Here is a 24,309-nt window from a genome sequence, read left to right as displayed (position 1 = left end):
CTGCCCGGAGTATTGCGTGCACCAATGGATAGCGCAGCCTGAAGCCGCCGCCGAGCTGCTCAACCGCCACCCCGCCGCCCGCCTGGTCGGCCTGGACACCGAGTTCATGCGCATAGACACTTTCTATCCGCGCCTGGCCCTGGTACAGGTCAACCTGGAAGGCGAGATCGCCCTGCTCGACCCGCTCGCCCTGGGCGGCATAGGCGCCCTGGCGCCGCGCCTGGCCGATCCGGCCACGCTCTGCGTCATGCACAGCGCCAGCGAAGACCTCGAAGCCCTGGCCGAGGCCGTACCCGGCGGCCTGGGCCAGCTCTTCGACACCCAGATCGCCGCCGCGCTGTGCGGCTACGGCGCCGGACTGAGCTACCAGAAACTGGTCGCCGCCATCGCCGGCGTGGATCTGCCCAAGGCGGAAACCCGCTCGGACTGGCTGCGCCGCCCCTTGAGCGCCGAGCAGCTGGACTACGCCGCCCAGGACGTGATCCACCTCGCCGCCATCCACGCCGAACTCGATGCGCGCCTGCGCGCCCGCGGCCGCAGCGACTGGCATGCGCAGGACTGCCAGCGCCTGCTGGCCAAGGCGCGCAGCCGCGACGGCGACCCGCAGCCCCAGCGCAGCTTCAAGAGCGCCGCCGAATGGAGCCGCCCGCAGCAGGCCCTGCTGCGCCGCGTGCTGCTGTGGCGCGAAGCCACCGCGCGCCAGATCGACAAGCCGCGCCCCTGGCTGATCGACGATGCGCATATCGCCGAATTCGTGCTGCGTCCGCCGCACGATACCGACGAGCTGTTCCAGCGCGCCAAGGGCCTGCGCGCCCTGCGCGGGCCGCAGCGCGAGGAATTGTTCCTGCAGCTGGCCACGCCGCTGCTGCCCGAGGAAATGGACTTCGCGCCGATCTTCCCGCTGCCCAGCCCGGCGCAGAAGCGCACCATCGCCGCAATGAAGGAAGCCGTGGTCGCCATCGCCGCCGAACTGGACATTCCCGACGGCCTGCTCTGCGCCCGCCGCCACCTCGAAGCCTACGTCTTCGACGGCCAGTGGCCCGAGGCGCTGGAAGGCTGGCGCCGCGAGGTGCTTTATCCGCGTCTGGCAACGCTGCTCTGACTGCCGCACTTTCAACAGTTCCACTTTGAAACACAGCCGCGCCGACCCTGTGCCGGCGCGGCCCGGACGTTATGCCATCTGCGCCCTTGACAGCACGGGGCCGCATCCGCTCCACTGGCCCGCATGTCCACGACCCCGCACAGTGAACTGAACGCGACCGCCCTTGCGGCGGCAGCGTCCATTGGCGGCGGTACCATTACCACCACCACTACCGTGGTGCGGCGAGTCGTGCGCGAATAGGTTCATACGCAAACGGCCCCGCACCCGAACACGGATGCGGGCCAGAACCCGGATCCCTGTGACGGCGGGGCCTCTCAACGGAGGCAGCATGAGTTCGTCCGCTGTACAGGTTCAGGAGTCCGGGGCCGCCGCACTGGCGGCGGCGCCCTTGTCCATCATTGCGCATAAATTCGGCGGCTCGTCCGTCGCCGACGCGGCGCGCTACCGCCATGTGGCCGGCCTGCTGCGCGCCCGCGACGAGGCCGTGCAGGCCAGCGTGGTCTCGGCCATGAAGGGCGTCACCGACGCGCTGATCGGCCTGGCCCACAGTGCCGCCGACGGCCGCGACTGGCGCACGCCCTGGGAAGCCCTGCGCGGGCGCCATCTGGACACCGCCGCCGATCTGCTCCAGGCCGATGCCGCTCCCGTACAGGACTGGCTGCGCGCGCAGTTCGACGAACTGGCCGAACTGCTCCACGCCCTGTCCGTACTCGGCACGCCCACGCGCGAGGCGCTGGAGCGCGTACAGGGCCTGGGCGAGGTGTATTCGGCACGGCTGCTGTCGGCCCATCTCGCCGCCCTGGGCGAGGACGTGGCCATGCTCGACGCGCGCGAGGTGCTGGTGGTCAACCACGGCGACCTCGGCGTCGCGGTGGACTGGCCGGCCAGCGAGGAACGCCTGGCGCGCTGGCGCGAACGCCATCCGGCGCCGCGCATCATCATCACCGGCTTCGTCGCGCGCGACGGCGCCAACCGCATCACCACCCTGGGCCGCAACGGCAGCGACTATTCCGGCGCCATCTTCGCCGCGCTGTTCCAGGCGCAGGAGCTGCACATCTGGACCGACGTCGACGGCGTGCTCTCGGCCGATCCGCGGCTGGTGCCCGACGCCGTGCCGCTGGCCGCGCTGTCCTATCACGAAGCCTGCGAACTGGCCTATTTCGGCGCAAAGGTCGTGCATCCGCAGACCATGACGCCGGCCATCAGCCGCGGCCTGCCCATCCTGATCCGCAACAGCTTCCGGCCGGAACACCCGGGCACGCGCATCGCCGCGGCCGGCGACGAGGCCGGCCCGGTCAAGGGCCTGACCCTGTCGCCGGGGCTGGCCCTGCTCAATCTCGAAGGCGCCGGCATGATCGGCGTACCGGGCACGGCCGAGCGCGTATTCGCCGCGCTGCGCGATGCGCGCGTATCGGTGGTGATGATCTCGCAGGGTTCCTCCGAACACTCCATCTGCTGCGTGGTGCGCGAAGCCGAGGCCGAGATCGGCCGGCGCGCGGTGCAGGCCGCGTTCGCGCGCGAACTGGCCAACGCCCAGGTGCAGAACGTGCAGCTGATCCGCGACATCAGCGTGCTGGCCGCGGTCGGCGACGGCATGGCCGGCACGCCCGGCGTGGCCGCGCGCCTGTTCGGATCGCTGGCGCGGGCGCAGGTGAACATCCGCGCCATCGCCCAGGGCGCGTCCGAACGCAATATCTCCGTCGCCGTCGCCAGCGCCGATGCGGACAAGGCCCTGCGCGCCGCGCACGCGGGCTTCTGGCTGTCGGCGCAGACCATCTCGGTCGGCCTGATCGGCCCGGGCAAGGTCGGCGGCGCCTTGCTCGACCAGCTGCATGCGGCGCAGGCGCGCCTCAAGCGCGAAGCCAACCTGGACCTGCGCCTGCGCGCCGTCGCCGCGCGCGGCCAGATGTGGCTGGACGAGCGCGGCGACACCGCCGGCTGGCAGGCACGCCTGCAGGCTTCGGCCGAAGCCACCGATCTCGACCGCTTCACCGCGCACCTGCAATCGGCCCATCTGCCGCATACCGTCATCATCGACTGCAGTGCGAGCGACCGCGTGGCCGAGCGCTATGCCGGCTGGCTCGCCGCCGGCATTCACGTCATCACGCCGAACAAGCAGGCCGGCGCCGGCCCGCTGGAACGCTACCGCGCGATCCGCCAGGCCGCCGCCGCGAGCGGCGCGCGCTTCCGCTACGAGGCCACCGTCGGCGCCGGCCTGCCGGTGGTCGGCACCCTGCGCGACCTGCTCGACACCGGCGACGAACTGAGCGCGGTGGAAGGCATTTTCTCCGGCACGCTGGCCTGGCTGTTCAACCGCTACGACGGCTCGGCCGCGTTCTCGGCCCTGGTGCGCGAGGCGCACGGCCTGGGCTATACCGAGCCGGATCCGCGCGACGATCTCTCCGGCACCGACGTGGCGCGCAAGCTGGTCATCCTCGCGCGCGAGGCCGGCCGCGAACTGTCGCTGGCCGATGTGCGCGTGGAAAGCCTGGTGCCCGAATCCCTGCGCGCCGCCGCGCCGGAGGAATTCATGCAGCGCCTGGGCGAACTCGACACCGCCTTCGCCGCGCGCCACGCCGCCGCCGCCGCGTCCGGCAAGGTGCTGCGCTACGTTGCGCAGCTCGACCGCGACGGCCGCGCCAGCGTGGGCCTGGTCGAACTGGGCCGCGAACACGCCTTCGCCCATCTGCGCGAAACGGACAACATCGTGCAATTCTCCACAAGACGCTATTGCAACAATCCACTCGTGGTGCAAGGCCCCGGCGCCGGGCCCGAAGTCACTGCCGCCGGGGTCTTTGCCGATCTGCTGCGCGTCGCCGCCACGCTGGGAGCGCGCATCTGACATGAAGCATGAGGCTACTGCTTTCTCGCCGGCCTCGGTCGGCAATATCGGCGTGGGTTTCGACATCCTCGGCCATTCCATCGCCGGCGCCGGAGACCGCGCCACAGTGCGGCGCATCACCGAGCCCACGGTGCGCATCGCCGCGATCCGCGGCAGCACCGTGGACCTGCCGCTGCAGGCCGAAGCCAATACCGCCGGCGCCGCGCTGATCGCGCTGCGCGAGGCGCTCGCCCTGCCCTACGGCTTCGAGATCGAACTGGACAAGGGCATTGCGCTGGGCTCGGGCATGGGCGGCTCGGCCGCTTCCTGCGTCGCCGCGCTGGTCGCGGCCAATGCGCTGCTCGATGCGCCGCTGTCGCCTGCGCAGTTGTATCCGCATGCCATGACCGGCGAAGCCGTCGCCAGCGGCGGCCGCCACGGCGATAACGTAGGCCCCATGCTGCTGGGCGGCCTGGTCCTGGCCACGGCCGACCACGTCGTCGCCGTGCCGGTGCCCCCGCAATGGACCTGCGTACTGGTGCATCCGGATGCGGTGCTGGAAACCCGCCGCGCCCGCGCTGCTTTGCAGGGCGCCTACGAACTGAAGGAATTCGTCGCGCAGAGCGCCAACCTCAGTCTGGTGCTGGCCGGCTGCTGGCGCGGCGATGCGGCCCTGGTGCGCGCCGGCCTCAGCGACGTGCTGGTGGAACCGCGCCGCGCGCCGCTGATCGCGGGCTTTGCCGCGGTCAAGCAGGCCGCGCTGGATCACGCCGCGCTGGGCGCGAGCATTTCCGGCGCCGGCCCCAGCGTATTCGCCTGGTTCGAGGACGCCGCCAGCGCAAGCCGCGCCGCACCGGCCATGCAGGCCGCCTTCGCCGCCGCCGGCTTTTCCAGCCAGGCCTTCCTGTCTCCGGTGGCCGGACCCGCGGCCGAGGTGCTCGCATGATCTTCGTCAGCACCCGCGGCAAGGCGCCACCCGCCGGGCTCAGCGCCGCGATAGCCGCCGGTCTCGCGCCCGACGGCGGCCTGTACGTGCCGCAGAACCTGCCGGCGCTGAAACCCGAAGACTTCGCCGGCCGCGACACCCTGCCCGCCATTGCCGCACGCCTGCTGCAGCCGTTCTTCGCCGGCGACGCGCTGGAGGCCGAGCTGGATGCCATCTGCGCCGAAGCCTTCGACTTCCCCGCACCGCTGCGCGCACTGGCCACGCCGCGGGACTCCGTGCTGGAACTGGTGCACGGCCCTACCGCCGCGTTCAAGGATTTCGGCGCGCGCTTCCTCGCCGCCTGCCTCAGCCGCCTGCAGCGCGCACGGCAGCAGCCGCTGACCATCGTCGTAGCCACGTCCGGCGACACCGGCGCCGCCGTCGCAGCGGCGTTCCATCGTCAGCCCGGGCTGCGTGTGGCCGTGCTCTATCCCGACGGCCGCGTATCGCCGCGCCAGGCGCACCAGCTCGGCTGCTTCGGCGGCAATATCCACAGTTACCGCGTGGCCGGCTCCTTCGACGACTGCCAGGCCCTGGTCAAGCAGGCGCTGAACGATGCCACGCTGCAGCAGGCCGTGCCGCTGAGTTCCGCCAACAGCATCAGCCTGGGCCGGCTGCTGCCGCAGATGAGCTATTACGCCGCGGCGTCCTTGCAGCACTGGCGCCGCCACGGCGAGGTGCTGAACTTCGTCATACCGACAGGCAATCTCGGCAACGCCTTCGCCGCGGTTCTGGCGCGCGCGCTGGGCCTGCCGCTGGGCGAAATCGTGCTCGCCACCAATGCCAACGACGTGCTGCCGCAGTTCTTCGCCGGCGCCGACTACACGCCGCGCGCCAGCGTGGCGACCCTGGCCAATGCCATGGACGTGGGCGCGCCCAGCAATTTCGAGCGTCTGCGCTGGCTGTATCCGGACGCCGCCGCGCTGCGCAGCGCCTTCCGCGCCGTGCGCGTGGACGATGCCGCCATCCGCGCCACCATCGCCCGCCGCTGCCGCGATCACGGCGAAGTGTTCTGCCCGCATACCGCTACCGCGGTACATGTGCTGGAAACGCTGCGTGGCGAAGGCCGCGATGGCGACTGGTGCGCAGTGGCGACGGCGCATCCTGCCAAGTTTGAAAGCATCGTCGAACCGCTGATCGGCCGCACTGTGGACGTGCCGCCGGCCCTGGCCGAACTGCTGCAACGCCCGGCCCGGGCCGAACCGCTGGCGGCGGACTATGCGGCGTTTGCGGGAGAACTGCAGCGGATGTGAGCCGACGATGGCGGAGAATCGCAGCCACGCTGCACGGCTGCCGCACCAATCCGCAGCCGCAGCGCGAAGACAGCTGCGCAAACATGCCACAACCGTTCCCAATCGCCCTCGCCCCGCCGATGCACCAGGAAAAGCCCTCTCCCCCAAGCGCGTTCACGCGCCTGGGGGAGAGGGTTGGGTGAGGGGCGACGCCGGCCTCCAGCGCAACATCAGGTTTTTCGGCGCGAGTTCAACATTGAAAATTCAAGTGAATTTGCAATCTCCCGCCAGCACCGGCACCGCTCCCGGCGCAAACCATCGCGACCCCAGCCGGTGCCTGGCCACCGCGCGCGGTACCTGCATGCGCTACGGCAACACCACCTCCGCCGCCGCCCCGTCATTGCCGGCATTCGCATCCGGCTGCCCGCCGGAGACCTGCACGCTGGCCTGGGCCACCCCGGCCGGCACGCCGCCCACTTCGACCAGCAACGCCGGCGCACCCGCCCCCGGTGCGACAAAGCCGGCATAGCTGCAGCGCGGCGCGGGCACGGTCGTATCGCACTGCCAGCCGCTGCCGCCGGCACTGAGCACCACGCCGCCGGCCGGCGGCGTCAGCACCGCGACGATTCCGCCCGCCGTGCCCATGCCGCGAACCGGCGACGGCATCTGCAGATTGTCCACACCGATCTGGTAACCGATCAGCGTCGGCGCCGTCGCACTCTGCACGCTGGCCTGCAGGCGCGCCGCCAGATCGACGCTGGCGTAGGCGGCGATGCGCCGGCCCACCACGCCGAAATCGTTGCTCCAGGACGATTCCGCGTTCTGCCACACCACCGTGGCGTCGCCGTCGGCATCGGCGGCAATCTGCGCATAGGCCGCTCCCGCGGTGCCGTCGGAGATCAGCTGCTCGCTGCTGCGCGCCGTGCCGTTCGCCGCGTAGCTGCGCACGTAGATAGTGCTGCTGCGCCGCTGCCAGCTCACGCTGAAATCGCCGCTGGCCCGCGCCATCGCCACCGAAGGCCGGGTCGGTTCCTCGGCCGGATAGCCCTGCTTGTAGGCCAGGACGAATTCGCCGCCGACGGCCGCGCCGTTCGCGCCATAGCGCTGGCCCAGCACACGCGAATCGTTGCGATTGATGTAGCTGTCCCAGACCACGACGCTGTTGCCGGCCGCATCCATGGCGATGTCGGCCACGCGCTGCCCGCCGGCGTAGGCGGTGTTCACCCGCTGCACCGGCCCCTGGGCGATGCCATAGGCGTCGAAGCGGCGGCGGAACACGTCATAGTCGGCGCCGTTGCCCGTATCGTGCGTCCACACCACGGTGAAGGCACCGCTGTCGTCGGTGGCGATGCTCAGATCCGGCCCGGCATAGCCGCTGCCGCGCACGGCGACGGTGATCTCGCCGCCCAGCGCATTGCCGGCCGCATCGAAGCGGCGCGCGCGGATCTCGGCGCCGCTGGCCGGATAGGCGTCCCAGGCCACCACATAGCGGCCATCGGCGCTGCGCGCGACCACGGCGCCGCCCGCCTCGGGCACAGCGGTGTCGATCTGTTGCTGCGGGCCCAGCGGCACGCCGTTGCGGTCGAAGCGGCGCATGTGCACATGGGTAAGGCTGTACAGCTGCGTGCTCGACGCCGACCAGACCACGACGAAATTGCCGTCCGCATCGGTGGCGACGGACGGGTGGTAAACGCTGCCGGCCTGGGCAATGTCGTTGACCAGGATTTCGGCACCGGCCGGCGCGCCGGCGCTGTCGAGCAGGCGCGCACGCACACCGGCGGGGCCGGCGCCGGAATCAGGCCGGCTGTACCAGACCGCGACGGCGTTGCCGTCCGCCGCCGCGGCGACCGACGCCTGCTGCTGCGGTCCCGAGCTGACCTGGTTGTAGCGCAGTACCGCACCGGCCGGCGCGCCGGGCGCGACCGCCTGGGCCGTGCCCGCGGCCGCGAGGCCCAGCAGCACGGCAACGGCGAGCACGCGGCGGCGGGAAGAAATGGATTCGAGGAAATCGGGTACGAGGGAGTGCAATGGCATGGGTCGCTCCTAGCGATGAAGTTCCAGGGAGCGGCAGCCGGCGCCGGCAGGGCCGGCGTCACGCTGCCGCCATCGCAGTCTGCGAAATTCACCGCGTACCGGCCTGCCGGCCTTGTCCAGCGCGCTGCGAAGAACTGGACAATTTGTTCGGTCGGGCCTTGCGTCGCGGTAGTTGCGACAGGAGCATGCAGCGCGATGTTCAACCGGCTTCTCGGGCAGCGGAATCCGCTTGGCCAGGACACGGCGGCCCTGCGCAGCGCGACATCGCCCCGGCGGCGGCTGTCGTATCCGCTGCGGATCGCTTCGATAATGCTGGCCGCCCTGCCCGTCGCCTGCACGCAGGCACCGCCGCAGCCCTCACCTGACAGGGAAACCCGCATGCCGACCGCCACGCCGCTTGTCATCGCCCACCGCGGCGCCAGCGCCTACCGGCCCGAGCACACGCTCGCCAGCTACGCCCTGGCGATAGAACAAGGCGCCGATGTGATCGAGCCCGATCTGGTGCCAACCCGCGACGGCGTGCTGATCTGCCGCCACGAGAACGAGATCAGCGGCACCACCGACGTGGCCGCACGGCCGGAATTCGCCAACCGCCGCACGCGCAAGCGCATCGACGGCGAGGAGGTCGAAGGCTGGTTCGCCGAGGATTTCACCCTGGCCGAGATCCGCACCCTGCGCGCACGCGAACGCCTGCCGCAGCTGCGCGGCGGCAGCGCGCGGTACGACGGCGAATTCGGCATTCCCACATTCGCCGAAGTGATCGCACTCGCCGCCGCGGCGCCGCGACCTGTCGCGATCTATCCGGAAACCAAGCATCCGACGTTTTTCGCCCACGAAGGCCGTTACCTGGACGGCACGCCGATACACGTATCGCTGGGAACGCTGCTGGTCGAGGAATTGGTACGCAGCGGTTTCACCGACGCCACGCGCATCTATATCCAGTCGTTTGAACTGGCCAATCTGATCGAACTGCGCGACAGGCTGCTGCCGGCCGCCGGCCTGGACGCGCGGCTGATGCAGCTGTTCGGCGATACCGGCACGGTCACGGCGCAGAACCGGGATTTCGCCCTGCCCCACGATTTGCGCTGGCATGCGCAGCGCGGCGACGATCTCGATGCGCTGTATCCGGGTTTGCGCGAGGTGCTGCCGGTGCTGGGACAAAGCCCCGTCAGCTACGGCGATCTCGGCGCGCCGGCCGTGCTGCACTGGATGCAGGCGCGGTATGCCTACGGGATTGCGCCGTGGAAGGACAATCTGCTGCCGCGCAGCACTGTTCCGGATGAAGTCCTGCCGCGACTGAGCGGCACGGTGTCGCCACTGATTGCGGCTGCGCATGCGGCCGGACTCAAGGTGCATACCTATACCTTGCGTGCGGACCCGGGTTTCCTCGTTGCGGACGCCGATGGCCGCACCTTGCCGATGCCGCAGGAAATCGCGCTGCTGCTTGCCGCGGGGATAGACGGCTATTTCACCGATTTCCCGGATCTGGGCGTAGCGGCGCGGGATGGGTGGAAGGCGAAGGCGAACTAAATTGTTCGCTTGAGTCGACGATCTCAAGAAACGTACGTTTCCTGAACCACGATGATTGCGAACCACGCAATGGATGAAACGAAAGCGCGACAGAGCTCAAGTTAGCGATAGCCCTCTCCCCCAAGCTTGCTTGGGGGAGAGGGTTGGGTGAGGGGGAAACGCCCACACCATCGGCAAAGCAGAAGTCTTAGCCATGCCTTGCATGCGGCGGAAAACCAGCAATGAGGTGATCGTCCGCGTCGCCCCATCACCCCGCCCCTCTGCCCCAGGCGCGCTTGGGGTAGAGGGCGATTTACCGCAGGGGTTTGATCCCAGGGGTCCGGAATCAGAAAGCGCGACAGGGCTCAAGTTAGCAATAGCCCTCTTCCCCAAGCTTGCCTGGGGGAGAGGGAGATCTACCGCCGCGAACCAGCCAATCGAACCTCACCACTACTCCGAATCCCGATCTTTACTGCCCCGTCCACCGCTTCAACCAAGCCCCCACCGTCTCATGCCACTGCACGCTGTTCTGCGGCTTGAGCACCCAGTGGTTCTCGTCGGGGAAGTGCAGCAGCTGGCTTTCGATACCCTGGCGCTGCAGGGCGGTGAAGGCGCCCAGGCTCTGCTCCAGCGGAATGCGGAAGTCCATGCCGCCCTGGATCACCAGCATCGGCACCTTCCACTTGGCCACGTGGTTGGCGGGGTTGAACTTCTCGTAGTTCTCCGGCTTTTCGTACGGCGTGCCGCCGTTTTCCCACTCGCTGAACCACAGCTCTTCCGTGGAATAGCCCATCATGCGCGTGTCGAACACGCCGTCGTGGTTGACCAGGCATTTCCACGGCTGCTGCCAGTGGCCGGCGATCCAGTTGATCATGTAGCCGCCGTAGGACGCGCCCAGTGCGCAGGCGCGGCTACCGTCGAGGAAACTGTACTTGGCCAGCGCGGCAGCCCAGCCCTTCTGCAGGTCCTCCAGCGGCTTGCCGCCCCAGTCGCCCGAGATGGAATCGGTGAAGGCCTGGCCGTAGCCGGTGGAACCGTGGAAATTCACCGCGACCACGGCGAAGCCCAGGCCCGCATAGGTCTGCGGGTTCCAGCGGTAATGGAAATCATCGCCGTAGGCGCCCTGCGGGCCGCCGTGGATCAGGTAGGCAACCGGATACTTCTTGCCTTCTTCATAATTCCACGGCTTGACCACATAGCCCTGCACGCGCTCGTTGTTCCAGCCCGGGAAATCGAAGAACTCGCGTTCGCCGAAGGCGATGTCCTTCAGCTTGTCGGCGTTGCGGTCGGTGAGCTGCCTGGCCTTGCCGCCCTTGACCGTGGTCAGGAACAGCTGGCTGGGCGAGCGCAGATGATCGCGGCCGAACACCAGCGTATTGCCGGCGACGTCATAGCCGTTGATATGGCCTTCGCCCACGATCTGGCGCACCTTGCCGCTGGCGACATCAATGCCGAACAGCGGATGCTGGCCGTTGTCGTCGGCGGTGGCGAATACGGTCTTGCCGTCGGCGGAGAGCTGGATGGAGCCGGCGGAGCGGTCCCAGTCCGGGTTCACTTCGCGCGCCTTGCCGCTGGCCAGATCCAGTGCCATCAGGCCGAAGCGGTCGGCCTCGAAGCCGGGCCGCTTCATGGCCAGGTAGTACAGGGTCTTGCCGTCGGCCGAAGGCAGCGGGTTGGCATCCCAGGCCGGGTTGGCCGCGGTCAGGTTGCGCGGCTGGGCCGAAGCGTCGGCCGGTACGGCGTAGAGATCGAAATTGGTCGACCAGGGCTCGCTCTTGCCGGCGATGCGCGCGCCGAAATAGACCGTCTTGCCGTCCGGCGAGAAGGCGTATTCGCTATCGTCGCCGAAGGGCTTGGACGGCACATCGCCGTCGATGCCGCGCGACATCAGCTTCAGGCGCGGCCCGAGCTTGCCGTCGGCGCCGATCTCGCCCAGGAACAGCTGGCTGCGGCGGCCGTCGGACCAGGTATCCCAGTGGCGCACGAACAGCTTGTCGTACAGCACGCCGGTGTTCTTGGCGGCGGCGCGCTCATCCAGGCGCTTCTTGGTGCATTCCAGATCGGGGCAGTCGGTGAACACGTCCAGCCCCAGCAGCACGTGCGTGCCGTCCGGCGAGAGCTTGAACGAGCCCACGTCCAGCGGCAGGCCGCTGGTGACCACGGCCGGCTGCGGCCGCGCCTCGAAGGCGTCGCGCATCACCGATTTGGGCGCCTTGTCGCTGCCTTCCAGGGCCGGCGCGATTTCCACGCGCCAGAGCTGGTTCACGCCCTCCTGCACCGCGGTGAAATAGACGCTGCGGCCATCCGGCGCCCAGCGCGGACCGGCGCTGCTCTTGCCCGGCGCGGTCAGGCGCAGCGGTGCGGACTTGCCATCCAGCTTGAGCAGCCACAGGCCATTGACGCCCTTGTTGGCGGCGTAGTCGGTCTCGCGCACTTGGTAGGCCAGGTAGCGGCCGTCGGGCGAGAGCTGCGGATCGCTGATGCGGTCCAGGTTGACCAGGTCGTTCACGGTGAAGCCGCGGGCGGCCGCGGCATTGCCGGCGCCCAGCGCCGCGAGCACGGCGAGGGAAAGCGTGGCAGACAGTTTCATGAGTCCGTCCATCATCGGAAAGGTGGAAAACAATAGTTCTTCACAAGGCACGCCGGCGGCGCGGCCGCCGGCGCGGGCTCACTGGCCCTGGCCCTTGATCGCGGTGCGGTACAGCAGCCAGCCAGTGATGCCCAGCACGATCAGGCCGGCGAACTGGCCCAGGTGCCACGGCGTCGGCAGGGCCAGCACATCGGCGCGCTCGCTCAGCACGATGGGCACGGCTATGCCTATGCCCATCAGCGCCTCGCCGGTGATAAGGCCGGCGGCGAACAGGGTGCCCGGACGGTGCACGCGGTCGCGCGCTTCCTCGTCCGTGGCCGGCACGCCGAAGCGGCGCTCGACGATGTAGGACAGCACGCCGCCGAGGAAGATGGGCACCATCAGTTCCAGCGGCAGGTAGATGCCGATGGCCGCGGCCAGCACCGGCACGCGGAAGTGCGACTTGCGCGCCTTCAACCATTCGTCGTAAGCAATGATGGCCGCGCCGATCACGGCGCCCAGGCCGATCATGTCCCAGGGCAGCTTGCCGCCGAACAGGCCCTTCGCCACCGAGGCCATCAGCGTGGCCTGGGGCGCATTGAGCGAATTGGGATGCTCCGGCGTGGCCGGGCCTATGCCGTAGGCGGTGGCAAGCAGGTTCAGCACCGGCGCCATCACCAGGGCGCAGGACAGCGCGCCGATGGCCAGCATCACCTGCTGCTTCCACGGCGTGGCACCGACCAGGTAACCCGCCTTGAGATCCTGCAGGTTGTCGCCGCCGACCGCGGCCGCGCAGCAGACCACGGCGCCGATCATGATGGCGGCCACCGCGCCTATGGGCGAATCGCGGCCCAGCAGCAGCATCAGTACCACCGAGGCGAACAGGATGGTGGCGATGGTGATGCCCGAGACCGGGTTGTTGCTGGAACCGACCAGGCCGGCGAGATAGCCCGACACCGATACGAACAGGAAGCCCGCCACTACCATGATGATGGCCATGGGCACGCTGACCACCCAGTTGCCCACGATGGCCTGATACAGCAGCAGCAGCGGCAGCACGAACAGCACCAGCGCAATCAGCATCCACTTCATGGGCAGGTCGCGCTCGGTCTCGGCGACGTTTTCCGTACCGCCCTTGCGCGCGGCGGCGATACCGCTCTTGATGCCCGACAGCAGCGACTTGCGCAGCGAGAACAAGGTCCACATGCCGCCGATCAGCATGGCGCCGACGCCGAGGTAGCGCACCTTCTCGGCGCGGATCAGGCCGGCGGCTTCGGCCGCGCCCAGGCCGGCCAGGCGCGTGGCCAGTTCCGGGTCCAGGCTCTGCGCAAACAGGTGGAACAGCGGAATGGCGATGTTGTACGACAGCACGCTGCCCGAGAGCACGACGATGCCGATGTTCAGGCCGACGATGTAACCCACGCCCAGCAGCGCCGGCGACAGGTTGGTGCCCATGTAGCCGAGGAACTTGCCGAAGAAGGTCGCGCCGGAGGCGTTGTCCGGGATCATGCGCAGGCCGCTCTCGGCCATCAGCTTGACCAGGGCGCCGATGGCGCCGGAAATCGCCAGGATCTTGATGCCCGGGCCGGGGTTCTCGCCGGCCTTGAGCACTTCGGCCGCGGCCTTGCCTTCAGGGAACGGCAGCGGTTCTTCCACGATCATGGAACGGCGCAGCGGCACCGAGAACAGCACGCCCAGCAGGCCGCCCAGGCCGGCGATGGCCAGCACCCAGGAATAGCGGAAGTCCTGCCAGTAGTTGAGGATGATCAGCGCGGGGATGGTGAAGATCACGCCCGCGGCGATGGACGAGCCGGCCGAGGCGCCGGTCTGCACGATATTGTTTTCCAGGATGGTGCCGCCGCCCAATACGCGCAGCACGGCCATGGAGATCACGGCGGCGGGAATCGCCGTGGCGATGGTCAGGCCGGCGAACAGGCCGAGGTAGGTATTGGCGGCGGCGAGGATCATCGCCAGCACCACCGACAGCACGACGGCGCGTACGGTCAGCTGCGGAACGGCAGGTGTACTCATGCGGACTCCGGAATCGCGGAAAACACGGCCGCGCGGCTGGCGCGGGGGCGCCAAGCATAACCGGGATGGGTGCGGGGCTGGATGCCCGGAAAGCGCGATGGCATCACCGGCGACCTACCCTGCCATTGGTCATGGTGATTTTTGCTGCGCCGCGCAAAAAACTGTGCGACAGAACCTGCAACCGGCCCCAAGCGAGGCCAGCTGCGCCGCTTTTCCCGATGTGGATTAATCCATCGGCAGCACGGACCTCACTTGCGCGATTCCGCACCCCACGCCGCCGGCGGCAGCTTCTGCGGCTTGCCCAGATCGAACTCCACCCGGAACAGCCGCCCGGGCCGCGCCAGTTCGTAGATGAAGCGCTGTCCGTCCAGTTCCAGCGCCCAGACATTCGGTATCGACACCGCCCGGTCCAGCTTCTGGAACAGTGCCTTGGATTCCGCATCGGCCGGGAATTCGTAGCGCCAGCGGTCCGCTGCGGCGTCGCGGTCGGCGGCCTGGGTCTCGCCGCCGTACGGGGTCATCGCATCGGAACTGCCGTCCTCGTGGCGGTGATCGTGCTTGAGGCGCAGCCGGCCGCCGTCCAGGCGCGTGATGATCCAGGTGCGCGAGCGGTCGTCGCCGACGTGGAAGGGAATGCGCAGCGTGTCCGCCGTGCAGTCGCGCAGGTGCATGACCAGGGGCTTGCCGGCGAAGGGGTTGTCGGCACTGGGCGGGGTGTCGGCGACTATGCGGCCGGCATAGGCCTTGCCGCAGTGCGCGCGCAGCTGCGCGAGAAAGGCATCGCGCGCCGCGGCGGCATCGGGCGCGGGCTTTGCGGAGTCCGCCTTCGCGGCGGCAGGTTCGGGCGCTGCGCCCGCATCGGCCGAAATAACCGCGACACCGGCGGCGGCGCTGCCGGCATACAGGCCGGCGAGCAGGAGGAACAGGGAACGCATCGTCGTGGGATTCATCCGGCTACAGTACGAATCCCGGCGCGGCGCCGCAAACCTTGGCCCATACCGGGCCGCAGCGCGCGCCGTTTCCGCCATCCCGGGCCGATCCGACGCGCGCGGTCCGCCTGGCAGGCCGTCCGCCGTTTATGCTCGGCACGGCAACACCGCTTCCCGTCCGCGCGGCCCGGCGCCGTCATCCTGGCGCCGCCGGCCGTCTTCTGCTTCGACCACAGGTTTTCCATGTCATCCAACGCCATCGCCGCCGCGCCATCCACGGACAATTTCCTCGGTCATCCCAAGGGCGTCTACGTCTGCTTCTTCACCGAGATGTGGGAGCGCTTCTCGTTCTATGGCATGAAGGCGCTGCTGCTGCTCTACCTGCTGCGCCATCACAAGTTCGGCGACAACGTCGGCCTGGACGTGCTCGGCGCCTACGGCGGCCTGGTCTACTGCCTGCCGGTGATCGGCGGCATGCTGGCCGACCGCTGGCTGGGCATGCGCAAGGCGGTGCTGTTCGGCGGCCTGCTGCTGGTGCTGGGCCATGCGGGCATGGCGGTGGAAGGGCACGAGGCCAGTCTCGCCGGCGGCGTGGTGCAGCGGGACGAAAACGCCCTTTACGTGTTCTATTTCTCGCTCGCACTGATCATCATGGGGGTGGGTTTCCTCAAGCCGAACATCTCCACCATCGTCGGCAAGCTCTATGCGGCCGACGATCCGCGCCGCGATTCGGGCTTCGCGCTGTTCTATGCCGGCATCAACCTGGGCTCCCTGCTCGCGTCCATCGTCTGCGGCTATCTGGGCGAGACCCTGGGCTGGAGCTACGGCTTCGGCATCGCCGGCCTGGGCATGCTGCTGGGACTGCTGCAATTCCTCTGGGGCCAGAAATACCTGCACGGCCATGCCGAGGCGCCGGCGCCGCAGAAGCTGCGCGAGCGCGTGGCCGGCGTACCGCGCGAATGGCTGATCTATGCCGCGGCTCTCGCCGGGCTGTTGCCGCTGGCCGGGCTGATGTGGGCGGTGGCCAACGGTGCGTTCAAGCTCGGCGGCGAGATCACCCTGGCCCTGGCGCTGATGATCCTGATGATGCTGGCCGTGCTGGGCTGGTTCGCCTGGTTCATTACGTTCAAATGCAGCAAAGTACAGCGCGACCAGATGCTCGCGCTGATGGCCATGATCGCCATGTGCCTGGTGTTCTTCACCCTGTACGAGCAGACCTACGGCTCCTGGGTCACCTTCACCGACCGCCTGCTGACCAAGGACGTGGTGCCCGCGCTGGTGCAGGCGACGCCGCCCATCGTCTGGAGCGGCGACTGGGGCGCCAATCTTTCGCTGTTCCTGCGCACCGCGCCCTGGTCGACCAGCGTGCTGCTGCTGGCGCCCGGAGCCTTTGTCGTGGCCGCGCGCCTGTCCGACCGCGATCCGCATTCGCGCGCGCCGCGCCTGCTGTTCGGCACGGTGGCGCTGGCCGGCCTGCTGATGCTGGTGCGCGACTGCGTGGTGCTGCCGCAGACCGCAGGCTCGCTGACCTATCTCGGCGCGCTGTTCCTGGTGCTGCTGGCGCCGCTGTTCAGCGGGCTGTGGGGCTGGCTGGACCGGCGCGGCGCGGATCCGTCCAAGCCGGTGAAATCCGCCCTGGGACTGCTGCTGGCCGGGCTGTCCTTCCTGCCGCTGATCTGGGCCGCGGAGCAGGCCGGCGCCAGCGGCGTGCAGGCCAGCGTATGGTGGCTGGTGCTGGCCTATCTGGTGCTGGAGCTGGGCGAAATGTGCCTGTCGCCCGTAGGCCTTTCCGCGGTGACGCAGCTGTCGGTGCCGCGCGTGGTCAGCCTGATGATGGGCACCTGGTTCCTGGCTACGGCGTTCTCGGAAACCCTGGCCGCGCAATTGGGCAAGCTCGCCGCCATCGAGATCCCCGAAGGCGCCACCCTCGCCTTCGCCGAGGCCGGCGCCAAGTACGCGCATCTGTTCTGGGTGCTGCTGCTGATCGGCGTGGGCTGCGGCCTGGCCGCGCTGGTCGCGGCGCCGTTGCTGCGGCGGCTGATGCACGGCGTGCGCTGAGGACACGACGGAGTTTCCTGCGCCGCTGTCGCTGTCGGGAAAGCGCGGCGGCAGCGGACGATGTGGTGCGTGCGATGCCATGCGGTGCGGCGCGTGCTGTGCCGTGTGGTTCTTGCGGTACGTCGATCCATGCGGTCCGCGCGATGCGTACGGTGCATGTGGTCCCGCGGTACGCAGAAGCGCGCTGCGATGCCGCAATGCGCACGGCGCCGCCGCTAGCGTATCGCTTCGACGCGGCGCGCACCGGCTGGCGGCACCGGCAAAACCTGGGCGCGGCAGCGTCCCGCTACCACATCCTCGGCCAGGCCGAATGCCAGCGTCATGCCGAGGCCGGCACCCGGCGTGGCTACGGCGGTCACGCCGTCGGCGATGGCGACCGCGCCTTCGCCGGCGCCCAGCGCCTGTGCGGCCTGCCAGGTCTGTTGCAGGCGGCAGTCGGGCAACTGGGCCAGGCCGCGCACCGCATCGAGGACACGGCGCTGACGCAAGCTGTCGTTGCCGGCATCGTCGCCGCTTTCGCCCTCGGGCAGGGCGAGGATCTCGCCGCTGCCGTTCTGCAGCAGCAGCAGGCCGCTGCCGCCCTCCTGCGCCAGCCGCTCGCGCAGCCGCGGCAGGGCGGGCAATCCGGCGAAGGCGGCCAGCTGCGGCAGCAGTGCGGCATTGCCCAGCGGCAGCGGCAGGCGCCAGCCCTCGGGCTGGTTCACCAGGCGCGCCGCGGGCTGACGCTGCAGCCGCACCGCACCGGCCGCGGACAGCGCCGGCACCAGCGCGGGCAGATCGGCGCCGCCGGTGAGATAGATCACGTCGGCGGCGTGGCGGCGCCCGCCGCTCCAGACATACGGGTGCTCGACCCGCGTGACCGCGTGCTTCCAGCGGAATTCGACGTCATGGCGATCCGCCAGCCAGGCCGGCAGCTGGCGCAGCGCGACGCGCGGATCGACCAACATTTCCTCGCTGCTCCACAGCGCGCCGCGCAGGCCGCGGGCCGGCAGCAGCTGGCAGCGCTCGCGCGCGGCGGCCGGCCCCAGCCATTCGCCGCCGCGGTGCGCGCCGGCGGCGAATTCCTGCATTACGGCGGCCTCGTCGTCCTGCCAGGCCGGCAGCAGGCAGCCTGAAGCGTCGTACCAGACATCGGCAGCCTCGCAGAACTCGCGCCATACCGCGCGGGAACGCCGCGCCTGCTCCAGCGCCGGCCCCTCGGCCACGCCCAGCGGCAACACCAGGCCCGGGTTGCGCGCCGACGCGCCGACGGCGCGCTCATGCCGTTCAAACACGACCACGCGGACACCCTGCACAGCCAGGGCCCGCGCCAGCGCCAGCCCCACAATGCCCGCGCCGACCACGATGGCGGAGGAGTGCTTCATGCGTACACCGTAATCGTCCATGGCAATTAATGACTAACTACACATGTGACATTTGACTTTGATTGCCGCCGGATGACAGCAGCGTTGCAGGCCAGCAGCAGAGCCTTGCAGCTTACGGTGGCGGTTTGATGACAGCGCGGCCGGGCGCGCACCTGGCGGCGGTGCGGCGGGGACAGCCTGGTGGGTTGCAGGCGGGCGCTTCGACCCTCTGCCCAAATGCGTTCACGCGCTTGGGGCAGAGGGTCGGGCGAGGGGGCGACGCATCAGAAAGCCATGAAGCCCGAAGTTTCGCCGAAAGCTCTGGTGCTGAAAATCATGGCGGAAACTCAAATGCTGCGGCGGGGTTTGTCGTTTCCCCCTCACCCAGCCCTCTCCCCCAAAGCAAGCTTGGGGGAGAGGGCTAAAGCGTGCTGCAGCCGGCTTCATTTCCGGACATGGATTTCCCGCAAGAGGAAAAAACCAGGGAGATCCACAGAGGAAAAAGCCGGGAAAAATCCACCCGGCAAATCAAAGCCCGCTCACCGCCTGCGCCACCGCGCGGAACAGCGCCCGGCCCTTGTTCATGGTCTCGTCCCACTCGGTCGCCGGGTCGGAGTCGTAGACGATGCCGGCGCCGGCCTGGACGTGCAGGCGGCCGTCCTGGATCACCGCGGTGCGGATCGCGATGGCGGTGTCGCCGTCGCCCCACCAGCCGATATAGCCGACCGCGCCGGAGTAGATATTGCGGCGTATGGGTTCGAGTTCCTGGATCACTTCCAGCGCGCGGATCTTGGGCGCGCCGCTGACGGTGCCGGCGGGGAAACTGGCGCGCAGTACGTCCATGTAGCTCAGGCCGTCGGCAAGATCGCCCTCGACCTGCGACACGATGTGCATGACATGGGAATAGCGCTCGACGGCGAAGCTCTCGGTCACCGTGACCGTACCGGTGCGGGCGACGCGGCCCACGTCGTTGCGGCCCAGATCGATCAGCATGAGATGTTCGGCGCGCTCCTTGGGATCGGCCAGCAGCTCGCGTTCCAGCGCCTGGTCGGCTTCCGCCGTCGCGCCGCGCGGGCGCGTGCCGGCAATGGGACGCAGCACCACCCGCCCCTGCTTCAGGCGCACCAGGATCTCCGGCGAGGAACCGACGATCTGGTAGCCGCCGAGGTCGAGGAAATACATGTACGGCGAAGGATTCAGCGCACGCAGCGCACGGTAGACATCGACCGGGCGGGCGCGGAACGGCACGCTCATGCGCTGCGACAGCACCACCTGGAACACGTCGCCGGAACGAATGTACTCCTTGCTTTTTTCCACTGCCTCGATGAAGCCTTCGCGGGTGAAGCCGGAAACGAAATCGCCCTCGTCCAGCAGCTTCGGATCCAGCACCTCGGGGTAGCTGGAGCCGGAATGGCGCAGGCGGAAGCTCAGCTCGTCCAGCCGGCGCACGGCGCGGGCGTAGGCGCGCGGTTCGGACGGATCGGCGTGGACGATCAGGTACAGCCGGCCCTTGAGGTTGTCGAAGACGGCGACTTCCTCCGACAGCATCAGCAGCGCATCGGGCGTGCCGAGCTGGTCGGGCTTGTCCCAGCCGGCCAGGCGCGGCTCGATGTAGCCAATGGTCTCGAAGCCGAAGTAGCCGACCAGACCGCCGCTGAAGGCGGGCAGCTGGGGCAGGCGCGGCACGCGGTAGTGCCGGCGCAGCGCATCCACGTCGGCCAGCGGGTCGGCCAGTTCGCGCGTTTCCACGGTCTCGCCCAGCTCGGACACGGTCAGCGTAGTGCCGCGCAGGCTGTATACGCGCCGGCAGGGCAGGCCGATGATGGAATGGCGGCCCCAGGATTCGCCGCCTTCGATGGATTCCAGCAGGTAGGTGTAAGGCCCGTCGGCCAGCTTGAGATACACCGACAGCGGCGTGTCCAGGTCGGACAGCACTTCGCGCATCAGCGGGATACGGTTGTAGCCTTCCTCGGCCAGCGCCTGGAATTCTTCCTGGGAAATCATTGCCGCCACCTTGCTCCGGAGGCGGCGGACGATAGCAAGACCGCCGCGCGGGCGACAGGTTGTAAGCCTGGCGGCATAAGCGCGCGGCCCGGGCGGGCGCGGCGCATGCCGCCATGGTCGCGGCCGCCTGCACGCGGCGGGCCTGTCGGCCCGGCGACGGCGGCGGCGCTCAGCCGCCCCGGCGCAACACAGATTCGCGCGCCATGCCGCGCAGGCGCAGCACGAATTCCACGCCCTCGCCGCCGGCCAGGTTGTGCGCGGCCGCGCCGCCGCCGTGGCGTTCGCAGACCAGGCGCACCACGTACAGGCCCAGGCCCAGGTGCGGCGCCTCGCCGCGCGAGGCGCCCTCGCGCAGGCTGACCAGGGAGTCGAACAGGCGGCCTTGCATGGCCAGCGGCAGCTCCGGGCCCTGGTTGGCCACGCGCAGCGAGATACCGTCCGGGCCGCTGTCCAGGGCAATGCGTATCCAGCCGGATTCGGGGGTGAACGAGCGCGCGTTGTCGAACAGCTTGTCCAGGGCCTGGGCGATGAGTTCCGGCGCGCCGTGCATGGGCACGGCCTGGGCCGGCAGTTCGCAGTCGATGCGCCGCGGCGCGGCCAGCGCGCGGTAGGCCTCGGCACAGCCGCGCACCACGTCGGCCAGGTCGAAATCCTCGCCCTCGGCCGAGGCAATGGCACGCTCCATGCGGCTGGATTCGCTCATCGCCCGCACGATGTGGGTGAGGCGGTCGGTGCCGTCGCGGGCGCGCACGACGTAGGCGCGGGCCTCGGCGGAAATCGGCTGGTGCTCCAGGTTGTCCAGCGAGGATTTGACGATGGCCAGCGGCGTATGCAGCTCGTGCGAGAGCTTGGAGGCGAGCGTGCGCAGGTAGTCGGTATACGCGCCTACCGCATCCAGCAGCTGCTGGAAGCTGCGCGCGAGGTCGCCGAGTTCGTCGCGCATGTCGGTCAGCGGCACGCGGCCCTGGATGCGGCCGTCGGCGGCCAGGGCGCGCTCGGCGCCGTCGCGCAGGCGGCGTATGCGCACTGATAGCCAGGTGGCGAAGACGAACAACACGCCGCCGGCCAGCAGCAGCGCGGCCACACTGACCAGGGCCAGGCGCTGCAGCGCCGCGTCGGTGAGCAGCGGCAGCGCGGTATTGACCTGCTCCAGCACCAGCGCGCCGCGGGTTTCGCCGTTCAGGCGCAGCGGCAGCGCGGCCACCAGCACCACGTCGCCCTGGCGTTCGCCGGCGCGCCAGCTCGCCGCGGGCACGCCGGACAGGGCCTGCCACAGTTCGGCCGCGTCCAGCCGCGGCTGGCGCCCGGCCAGGCCCGGCGTGCCCTGCAGCGCCGGCGCGATCAGCCAGCGGTAAGACCAGCGCGCCAGTGCCGAGGGCTCCTGCTCCGCCGCCGGCGCGGCGCCGGCGCCCAGCTCGCCGCTTTCGGCCATCAGCCAGCCTTCGCCGCTGACCAGGCGCGCGCGCGTGGCCTCCGGCGCGAACTGGGCCAGCTCGGCGGCCAGCGCGGCGGAGTAGCTCAGCAGCGGCAGTTTTTCCAGGCTCACCACCGGCGCGGCGCCGACAGCGGAATCGAACCATTGCAATGACAGCCGCTGCGGCTGCTGCGCCAGCGGCAGGCGCAGCTCGACGCGGTAGCCGGCGGCGTCTTCCTGCCATTCGCCGCTGAGGGCCAGCGGCAGGCCGGCGCCGGTGCCGCCCAGCCCCTGGGCCTCGAACGAACCCGGCGCCGCGCTGGCCAGTAGGTAGCGCCGCTCGGCGCCGGCGCGTTCCAGGCCCAGCTCGATGCGGTCGGTTTTCTGCTCCAGCGCCGCGGCCGCGTCGGCGCGGTGGCGGCTGGCATCGCGCACTTCGATCAGCAGATACAACCAGGCCGCGTCGGCAGCCAGGGTCATCTTCAGCTTCTGCGCGTTCTGCGGCGGACCCAGGTGCTGGGAATAACCGCGCAGTTCCAGCCAGTCGTCGGCATAGCCGTCGACCTGCAGCTGTATGTCCAGCGCATGCACGTACAGCGCGCCGCCCGGCGGCGGCAGCTCGGCGTTGATGGCCGCGAGGCTGCGCGCCAGCGCCTTGCCCGAGGCGATCAGGGTCTGCTCCTGGCCTTCGCGCAGCAGCACTTCCATCTGGCGCACGAACTGCCAGCCGGCCCAGGGCAGGGCCAGCATGGCGAGGGCGACGAGCAGGAGTTTGCGCCGTAGCGACATAGGCTGGGAGCCGGAAATCAGGTGAACGGGTGGGACGTGCCAGCGGCAAGCGCCGCAACGGCGGGAACAAGGATCAGGGAACGGTTCCCGCCGTATTCCTGCCGCCCTTTGCGATACCGCCCGCGCACCGGCAGGAGAGAACCGCGCAGGAGACAGCCGGGAATCCGCAGCGGCGGTGAAATACCCGCGCCGGCTTCAACCGCCATGCCGGCCGCTGCGCGCGGCTTCACGGCTTCCAGCGGTAGCCGACCCCGTGCACCGTGTCGATCGCATCGAAGTCAGCGTCTATGGCGAGGAATTTCTTGCGGATGCGCTTGATGTGCGAGGTGATGGTCGCGTCGTCGACCACGACCTGGGCCTCGCGCATGAGCTGGTCGCGGTTCTTCACGTGGCCGGGGAAGCGCACCATGGTGTGGACCATCCAGAACTCGGTCACGGTCAGCGGCACTTCCTCGCCGTTCCAGGTCACGCGCATGCGTTCCTGCTCCAGCTTGAGCGGGCCGTGGCTGATTACGTTTTCCGCTTCGGCCGGCTTGCGCAGCGCGTCGATGCGGCGCAGCAGCGCGCTGATGCGCGCGGCCAGCTGGTGCAGCGAGACATCCTTGGTCAGGTAATCGTCGGCGCCCAGGCGCAGGCCGGAGATCACGTCCAGGTCCGAATCGCGCGCGGTCAGGAACAGGATGGGCAGGGTCGCGGCGCGGGTGCGCAGGGAACGGCACAGGTCGAAGCCGCCTTCGGGTTCGTCGCCCAGGCCCACGTCGATGATGACCAGCTCCGGCAGGCGCAGGGCGAAGGCGGCCTCGGCCTCGGGCCGCGAGGCGTAGCCGCGCACTTCGTAGCCGAAGCGGGTCAGGGCCTCGACGTAGTTGGCGCGGATCAGCGGTTCGTCTTCGACGATGGCAATGCTGCGGGGCATGGGCGGAACTCGGCGTGGATTCGGGCGGCACTGTATCGGCCCGCCGCGACCGGCCGCAACGGCGGGGGACGGTTTGCCCGCGAAAAGCCAGAAATCGCTGCTGGAATGTCCGCCGCCGGCAGCACGCGGCCCCGAATGCGCGACTACGCTGATTTCCACCGAACCGAGGCAATCCCCATGCAAGCCCGTCCCGCCGAACCCAACGCCGAACTCAAGAGCAGCTTCGAGCCGCTGCGCGTGATCTTCGCCCTGGGCGCCCTGTTGCTCGGCTTTCTCGCGGCGCTGCAGGGCGGTTGAGCGGCCGGACCGCCCTTCCCCACCAGCAAGGTTGCTCCATGGACGTCTGCCTGCCCGAAGAATTCCTGCGCCTGACCAGCGAGAACGCTGGCGAAACCGATGCGAACTGCGCCGACTGGCTGGGCGCCGAAGCCTGGGTCAGCGGCGTGCCGCAGCGCGCGGCGGCAGCGCAGCGCAATGCACGCCGCGACGACCCGACCTGGCAGATAGGCTGAATTCTCCCGACGGCGGCAGCGCAAGGCTGCCGCCGGATGTTCGCGACTCCGGAATCGCCGC

At 69.4% G+C, this 24,309-nt stretch carries 16 protein-coding genes; 7 read left to right on the top strand and 9 right to left on the bottom strand.

Annotation, left to right across the window (positions count from 1 at the left end; genetic code table 11):
- Positions 1-16: 16 nt before the first annotated feature.
- The 4 genes from NM961_RS24145 to thrC all read left to right on the top strand — a co-directional run bounded on the left by NM961_RS24145 (position 17) and on the right by thrC (position 6,161).
- Positions 17-1,102, top strand: coding sequence for a ribonuclease D (locus NM961_RS24145; RefSeq protein WP_255913520.1), 1,086 nt, complete (start codon positions 17-19; stop codon positions 1,100-1,102).
- A 328-nt stretch (positions 1,103-1,430) separates the two neighbouring features.
- Complete coding sequence (thrA, locus tag NM961_RS07950; RefSeq protein ID WP_255913518.1) at positions 1,431-3,944, top strand: bifunctional aspartate kinase/homoserine dehydrogenase I; 2,514 nt, start codon at positions 1,431-1,433, stop codon at positions 3,942-3,944.
- Position 3,945: 1 nt separating this feature from the next.
- Positions 3,946-4,869 (top strand): homoserine kinase, encoded by a 924-nt coding sequence (locus NM961_RS07945; protein ID WP_255913517.1) that lies wholly within the window; start codon positions 3,946-3,948, stop codon positions 4,867-4,869.
- Positions 4,869-6,161, top strand: a complete 1,293-nt coding sequence (gene thrC / locus NM961_RS07940) for a threonine synthase (protein WP_255913858.1) — start codon at positions 4,869-4,871, stop codon at positions 6,159-6,161. The genes NM961_RS07945 and thrC overlap by 1 nt, the downstream gene beginning before the upstream one ends.
- A 345-nt stretch (positions 6,162-6,506) precedes the next feature.
- On the opposite strand, the gene NM961_RS07935 is transcribed toward thrC, so the two are convergent.
- On the bottom strand, positions 6,507-8,174 hold the full coding sequence (locus tag NM961_RS07935; RefSeq protein ID WP_255913516.1) for a hypothetical protein: 1,668 nt from the start codon (positions 8,172-8,174) through the stop codon (positions 6,507-6,509).
- A 378-nt stretch (positions 8,175-8,552) separates the two neighbouring features.
- On the opposite strand from NM961_RS07935, the gene NM961_RS07930 reads away from it, so the two are divergent.
- On the top strand, positions 8,553-9,704 hold the full coding sequence (locus tag NM961_RS07930; protein ID WP_255913514.1) for a glycerophosphodiester phosphodiesterase family protein: 1,152 nt from the start codon (positions 8,553-8,555) through the stop codon (positions 9,702-9,704).
- A gap of 448 nt (positions 9,705-10,152) precedes the next feature.
- On the opposite strand, the gene NM961_RS07925 is transcribed toward NM961_RS07930, so the two are convergent.
- The 3 genes from NM961_RS07925 to NM961_RS07915 all read right to left on the bottom strand — a co-directional run bounded on the left by NM961_RS07925 (position 10,153) and on the right by NM961_RS07915 (position 15,218).
- Entirely contained in the window at positions 10,153-12,273 is a 2,121-nt protein-coding gene (locus tag NM961_RS07925) for an alpha/beta hydrolase family protein (protein ID WP_255913513.1), read from the bottom strand.
- 78 nt (positions 12,274-12,351) lie between these two features.
- The gene (locus NM961_RS07920; RefSeq protein WP_255913512.1) at positions 12,352-14,283 is read right to left on the bottom strand and encodes an OPT family oligopeptide transporter; all 1,932 of its coding nucleotides are present in this window, start codon (positions 14,281-14,283) and stop codon (positions 12,352-12,354) included.
- 248 nt (positions 14,284-14,531) lie between these two features.
- Entirely contained in the window at positions 14,532-15,218 is a 687-nt protein-coding gene (locus tag NM961_RS07915) for a hypothetical protein (protein WP_255913511.1), read from the bottom strand.
- Positions 15,219-15,455: 237 nt separating this feature from the next.
- Between NM961_RS07915 and NM961_RS07910 the strand changes: the two genes are divergently transcribed.
- On the top strand, positions 15,456-17,270 hold the full coding sequence (locus tag NM961_RS07910) for a peptide MFS transporter (protein ID WP_255913509.1): 1,815 nt from the start codon (positions 15,456-15,458) through the stop codon (positions 17,268-17,270).
- 215 nt (positions 17,271-17,485) lie between these two features.
- On the opposite strand, the gene NM961_RS07905 is transcribed toward NM961_RS07910, so the two are convergent.
- The 5 genes from NM961_RS07905 to pdsR all read right to left on the bottom strand — a co-directional run bounded on the left by NM961_RS07905 (position 17,486) and on the right by pdsR (position 23,736).
- Entirely contained in the window at positions 17,486-18,634 is a 1,149-nt protein-coding gene (locus tag NM961_RS07905) for an FAD-dependent oxidoreductase (protein ID WP_255913508.1), read from the bottom strand.
- A gap of 507 nt (positions 18,635-19,141) precedes the next feature.
- Positions 19,142-20,617: an anthranilate synthase component I gene (trpE, locus tag NM961_RS07900; RefSeq protein ID WP_255913507.1), complete on the bottom strand. Its 1,476-nt coding sequence runs from the start codon at positions 20,615-20,617 to the stop codon at positions 19,142-19,144.
- A gap of 169 nt (positions 20,618-20,786) precedes the next feature.
- Positions 20,787-22,820, bottom strand: a complete 2,034-nt coding sequence (locus NM961_RS07895) for an ATP-binding protein (protein ID WP_255913506.1) — start codon at positions 22,818-22,820, stop codon at positions 20,787-20,789.
- Positions 22,821-22,837: 17 nt separating this feature from the next.
- Entirely contained in the window at positions 22,838-23,026 is a 189-nt protein-coding gene (locus NM961_RS07890) for a hypothetical protein (protein WP_255913505.1), read from the bottom strand.
- Positions 23,027-23,046: 20 nt separating this feature from the next.
- Entirely contained in the window at positions 23,047-23,736 is a 690-nt protein-coding gene (pdsR, locus tag NM961_RS07885) for a proteobacterial dedicated sortase system response regulator (RefSeq protein WP_255913502.1), read from the bottom strand.
- 335 nt (positions 23,737-24,071) lie between these two features.
- Between pdsR and NM961_RS07880 the strand changes: the two genes are divergently transcribed.
- Positions 24,072-24,248: a hypothetical protein gene (locus NM961_RS07880; RefSeq protein ID WP_255913501.1), complete on the top strand. Its 177-nt coding sequence runs from the start codon at positions 24,072-24,074 to the stop codon at positions 24,246-24,248.
- The last annotated feature ends 61 nt before the right edge of the window (positions 24,249-24,309 follow it).

The organism is Tahibacter harae, assembly GCF_024437735.1.
In the GTDB taxonomy this organism is placed as follows: Bacteria; Pseudomonadota; Gammaproteobacteria; order Xanthomonadales; family Rhodanobacteraceae; genus Tahibacter; species Tahibacter harae.
The sequence above is the reverse complement of the archived record's forward strand: the minus strand, read 5'-3'. Positions and strand labels throughout refer to the sequence as shown.

Bases quoted from the DNA above. Each gene is read 5' to 3' on its own strand.
- NM961_RS07890 (WP_255913505.1), bottom strand. From the start codon at position 23,026: ATGGCGGTTGAAGCCGGCGCGGGTATTTCACCGCCGCTGCGGATTCCC.
- NM961_RS07895 (WP_255913506.1), bottom strand. From the start codon at position 22,820: ATGTCGCTACGGCGCAAACTCCTGCTCGTCGCCCTCGCCATGCTGGCC.
- NM961_RS07920 (WP_255913512.1), bottom strand. From the start codon at position 14,283: ATGAGTACACCTGCCGTTCCGCAGCTGACCGTACGCGCCGTCGTGCTG.
- trpE (WP_255913507.1), bottom strand. From the start codon at position 20,617: ATGATTTCCCAGGAAGAATTCCAGGCGCTGGCCGAGGAAGGCTACAAC.
- NM961_RS07905 (WP_255913508.1), bottom strand. From the start codon at position 18,634: ATGAAGCACTCCTCCGCCATCGTGGTCGGCGCGGGCATTGTGGGGCTG.
- NM961_RS07880 (WP_255913501.1), top strand. From the start codon at position 24,072: ATGGACGTCTGCCTGCCCGAAGAATTCCTGCGCCTGACCAGCGAGAAC.
- NM961_RS07915 (WP_255913511.1), bottom strand. From the start codon at position 15,218: ATGCGTTCCCTGTTCCTCCTGCTCGCCGGCCTGTATGCCGGCAGCGCC.
- NM961_RS07930 (WP_255913514.1), top strand. From the start codon at position 8,553: ATGCCGACCGCCACGCCGCTTGTCATCGCCCACCGCGGCGCCAGCGCC.
- pdsR (WP_255913502.1), bottom strand. From the start codon at position 23,736: ATGCCCCGCAGCATTGCCATCGTCGAAGACGAACCGCTGATCCGCGCC.
- NM961_RS07910 (WP_255913509.1), top strand. From the start codon at position 15,456: ATGTCATCCAACGCCATCGCCGCCGCGCCATCCACGGACAATTTCCTC.
- NM961_RS07935 (WP_255913516.1), bottom strand. From the start codon at position 8,174: ATGCCATTGCACTCCCTCGTACCCGATTTCCTCGAATCCATTTCTTCC.
- NM961_RS07925 (WP_255913513.1), bottom strand. From the start codon at position 12,273: ATGAAACTGTCTGCCACGCTTTCCCTCGCCGTGCTCGCGGCGCTGGGC.
- NM961_RS07945 (WP_255913517.1), top strand. From the start codon at position 3,946: ATGAAGCATGAGGCTACTGCTTTCTCGCCGGCCTCGGTCGGCAATATC.
- thrA (WP_255913518.1), top strand. From the start codon at position 1,431: ATGAGTTCGTCCGCTGTACAGGTTCAGGAGTCCGGGGCCGCCGCACTG.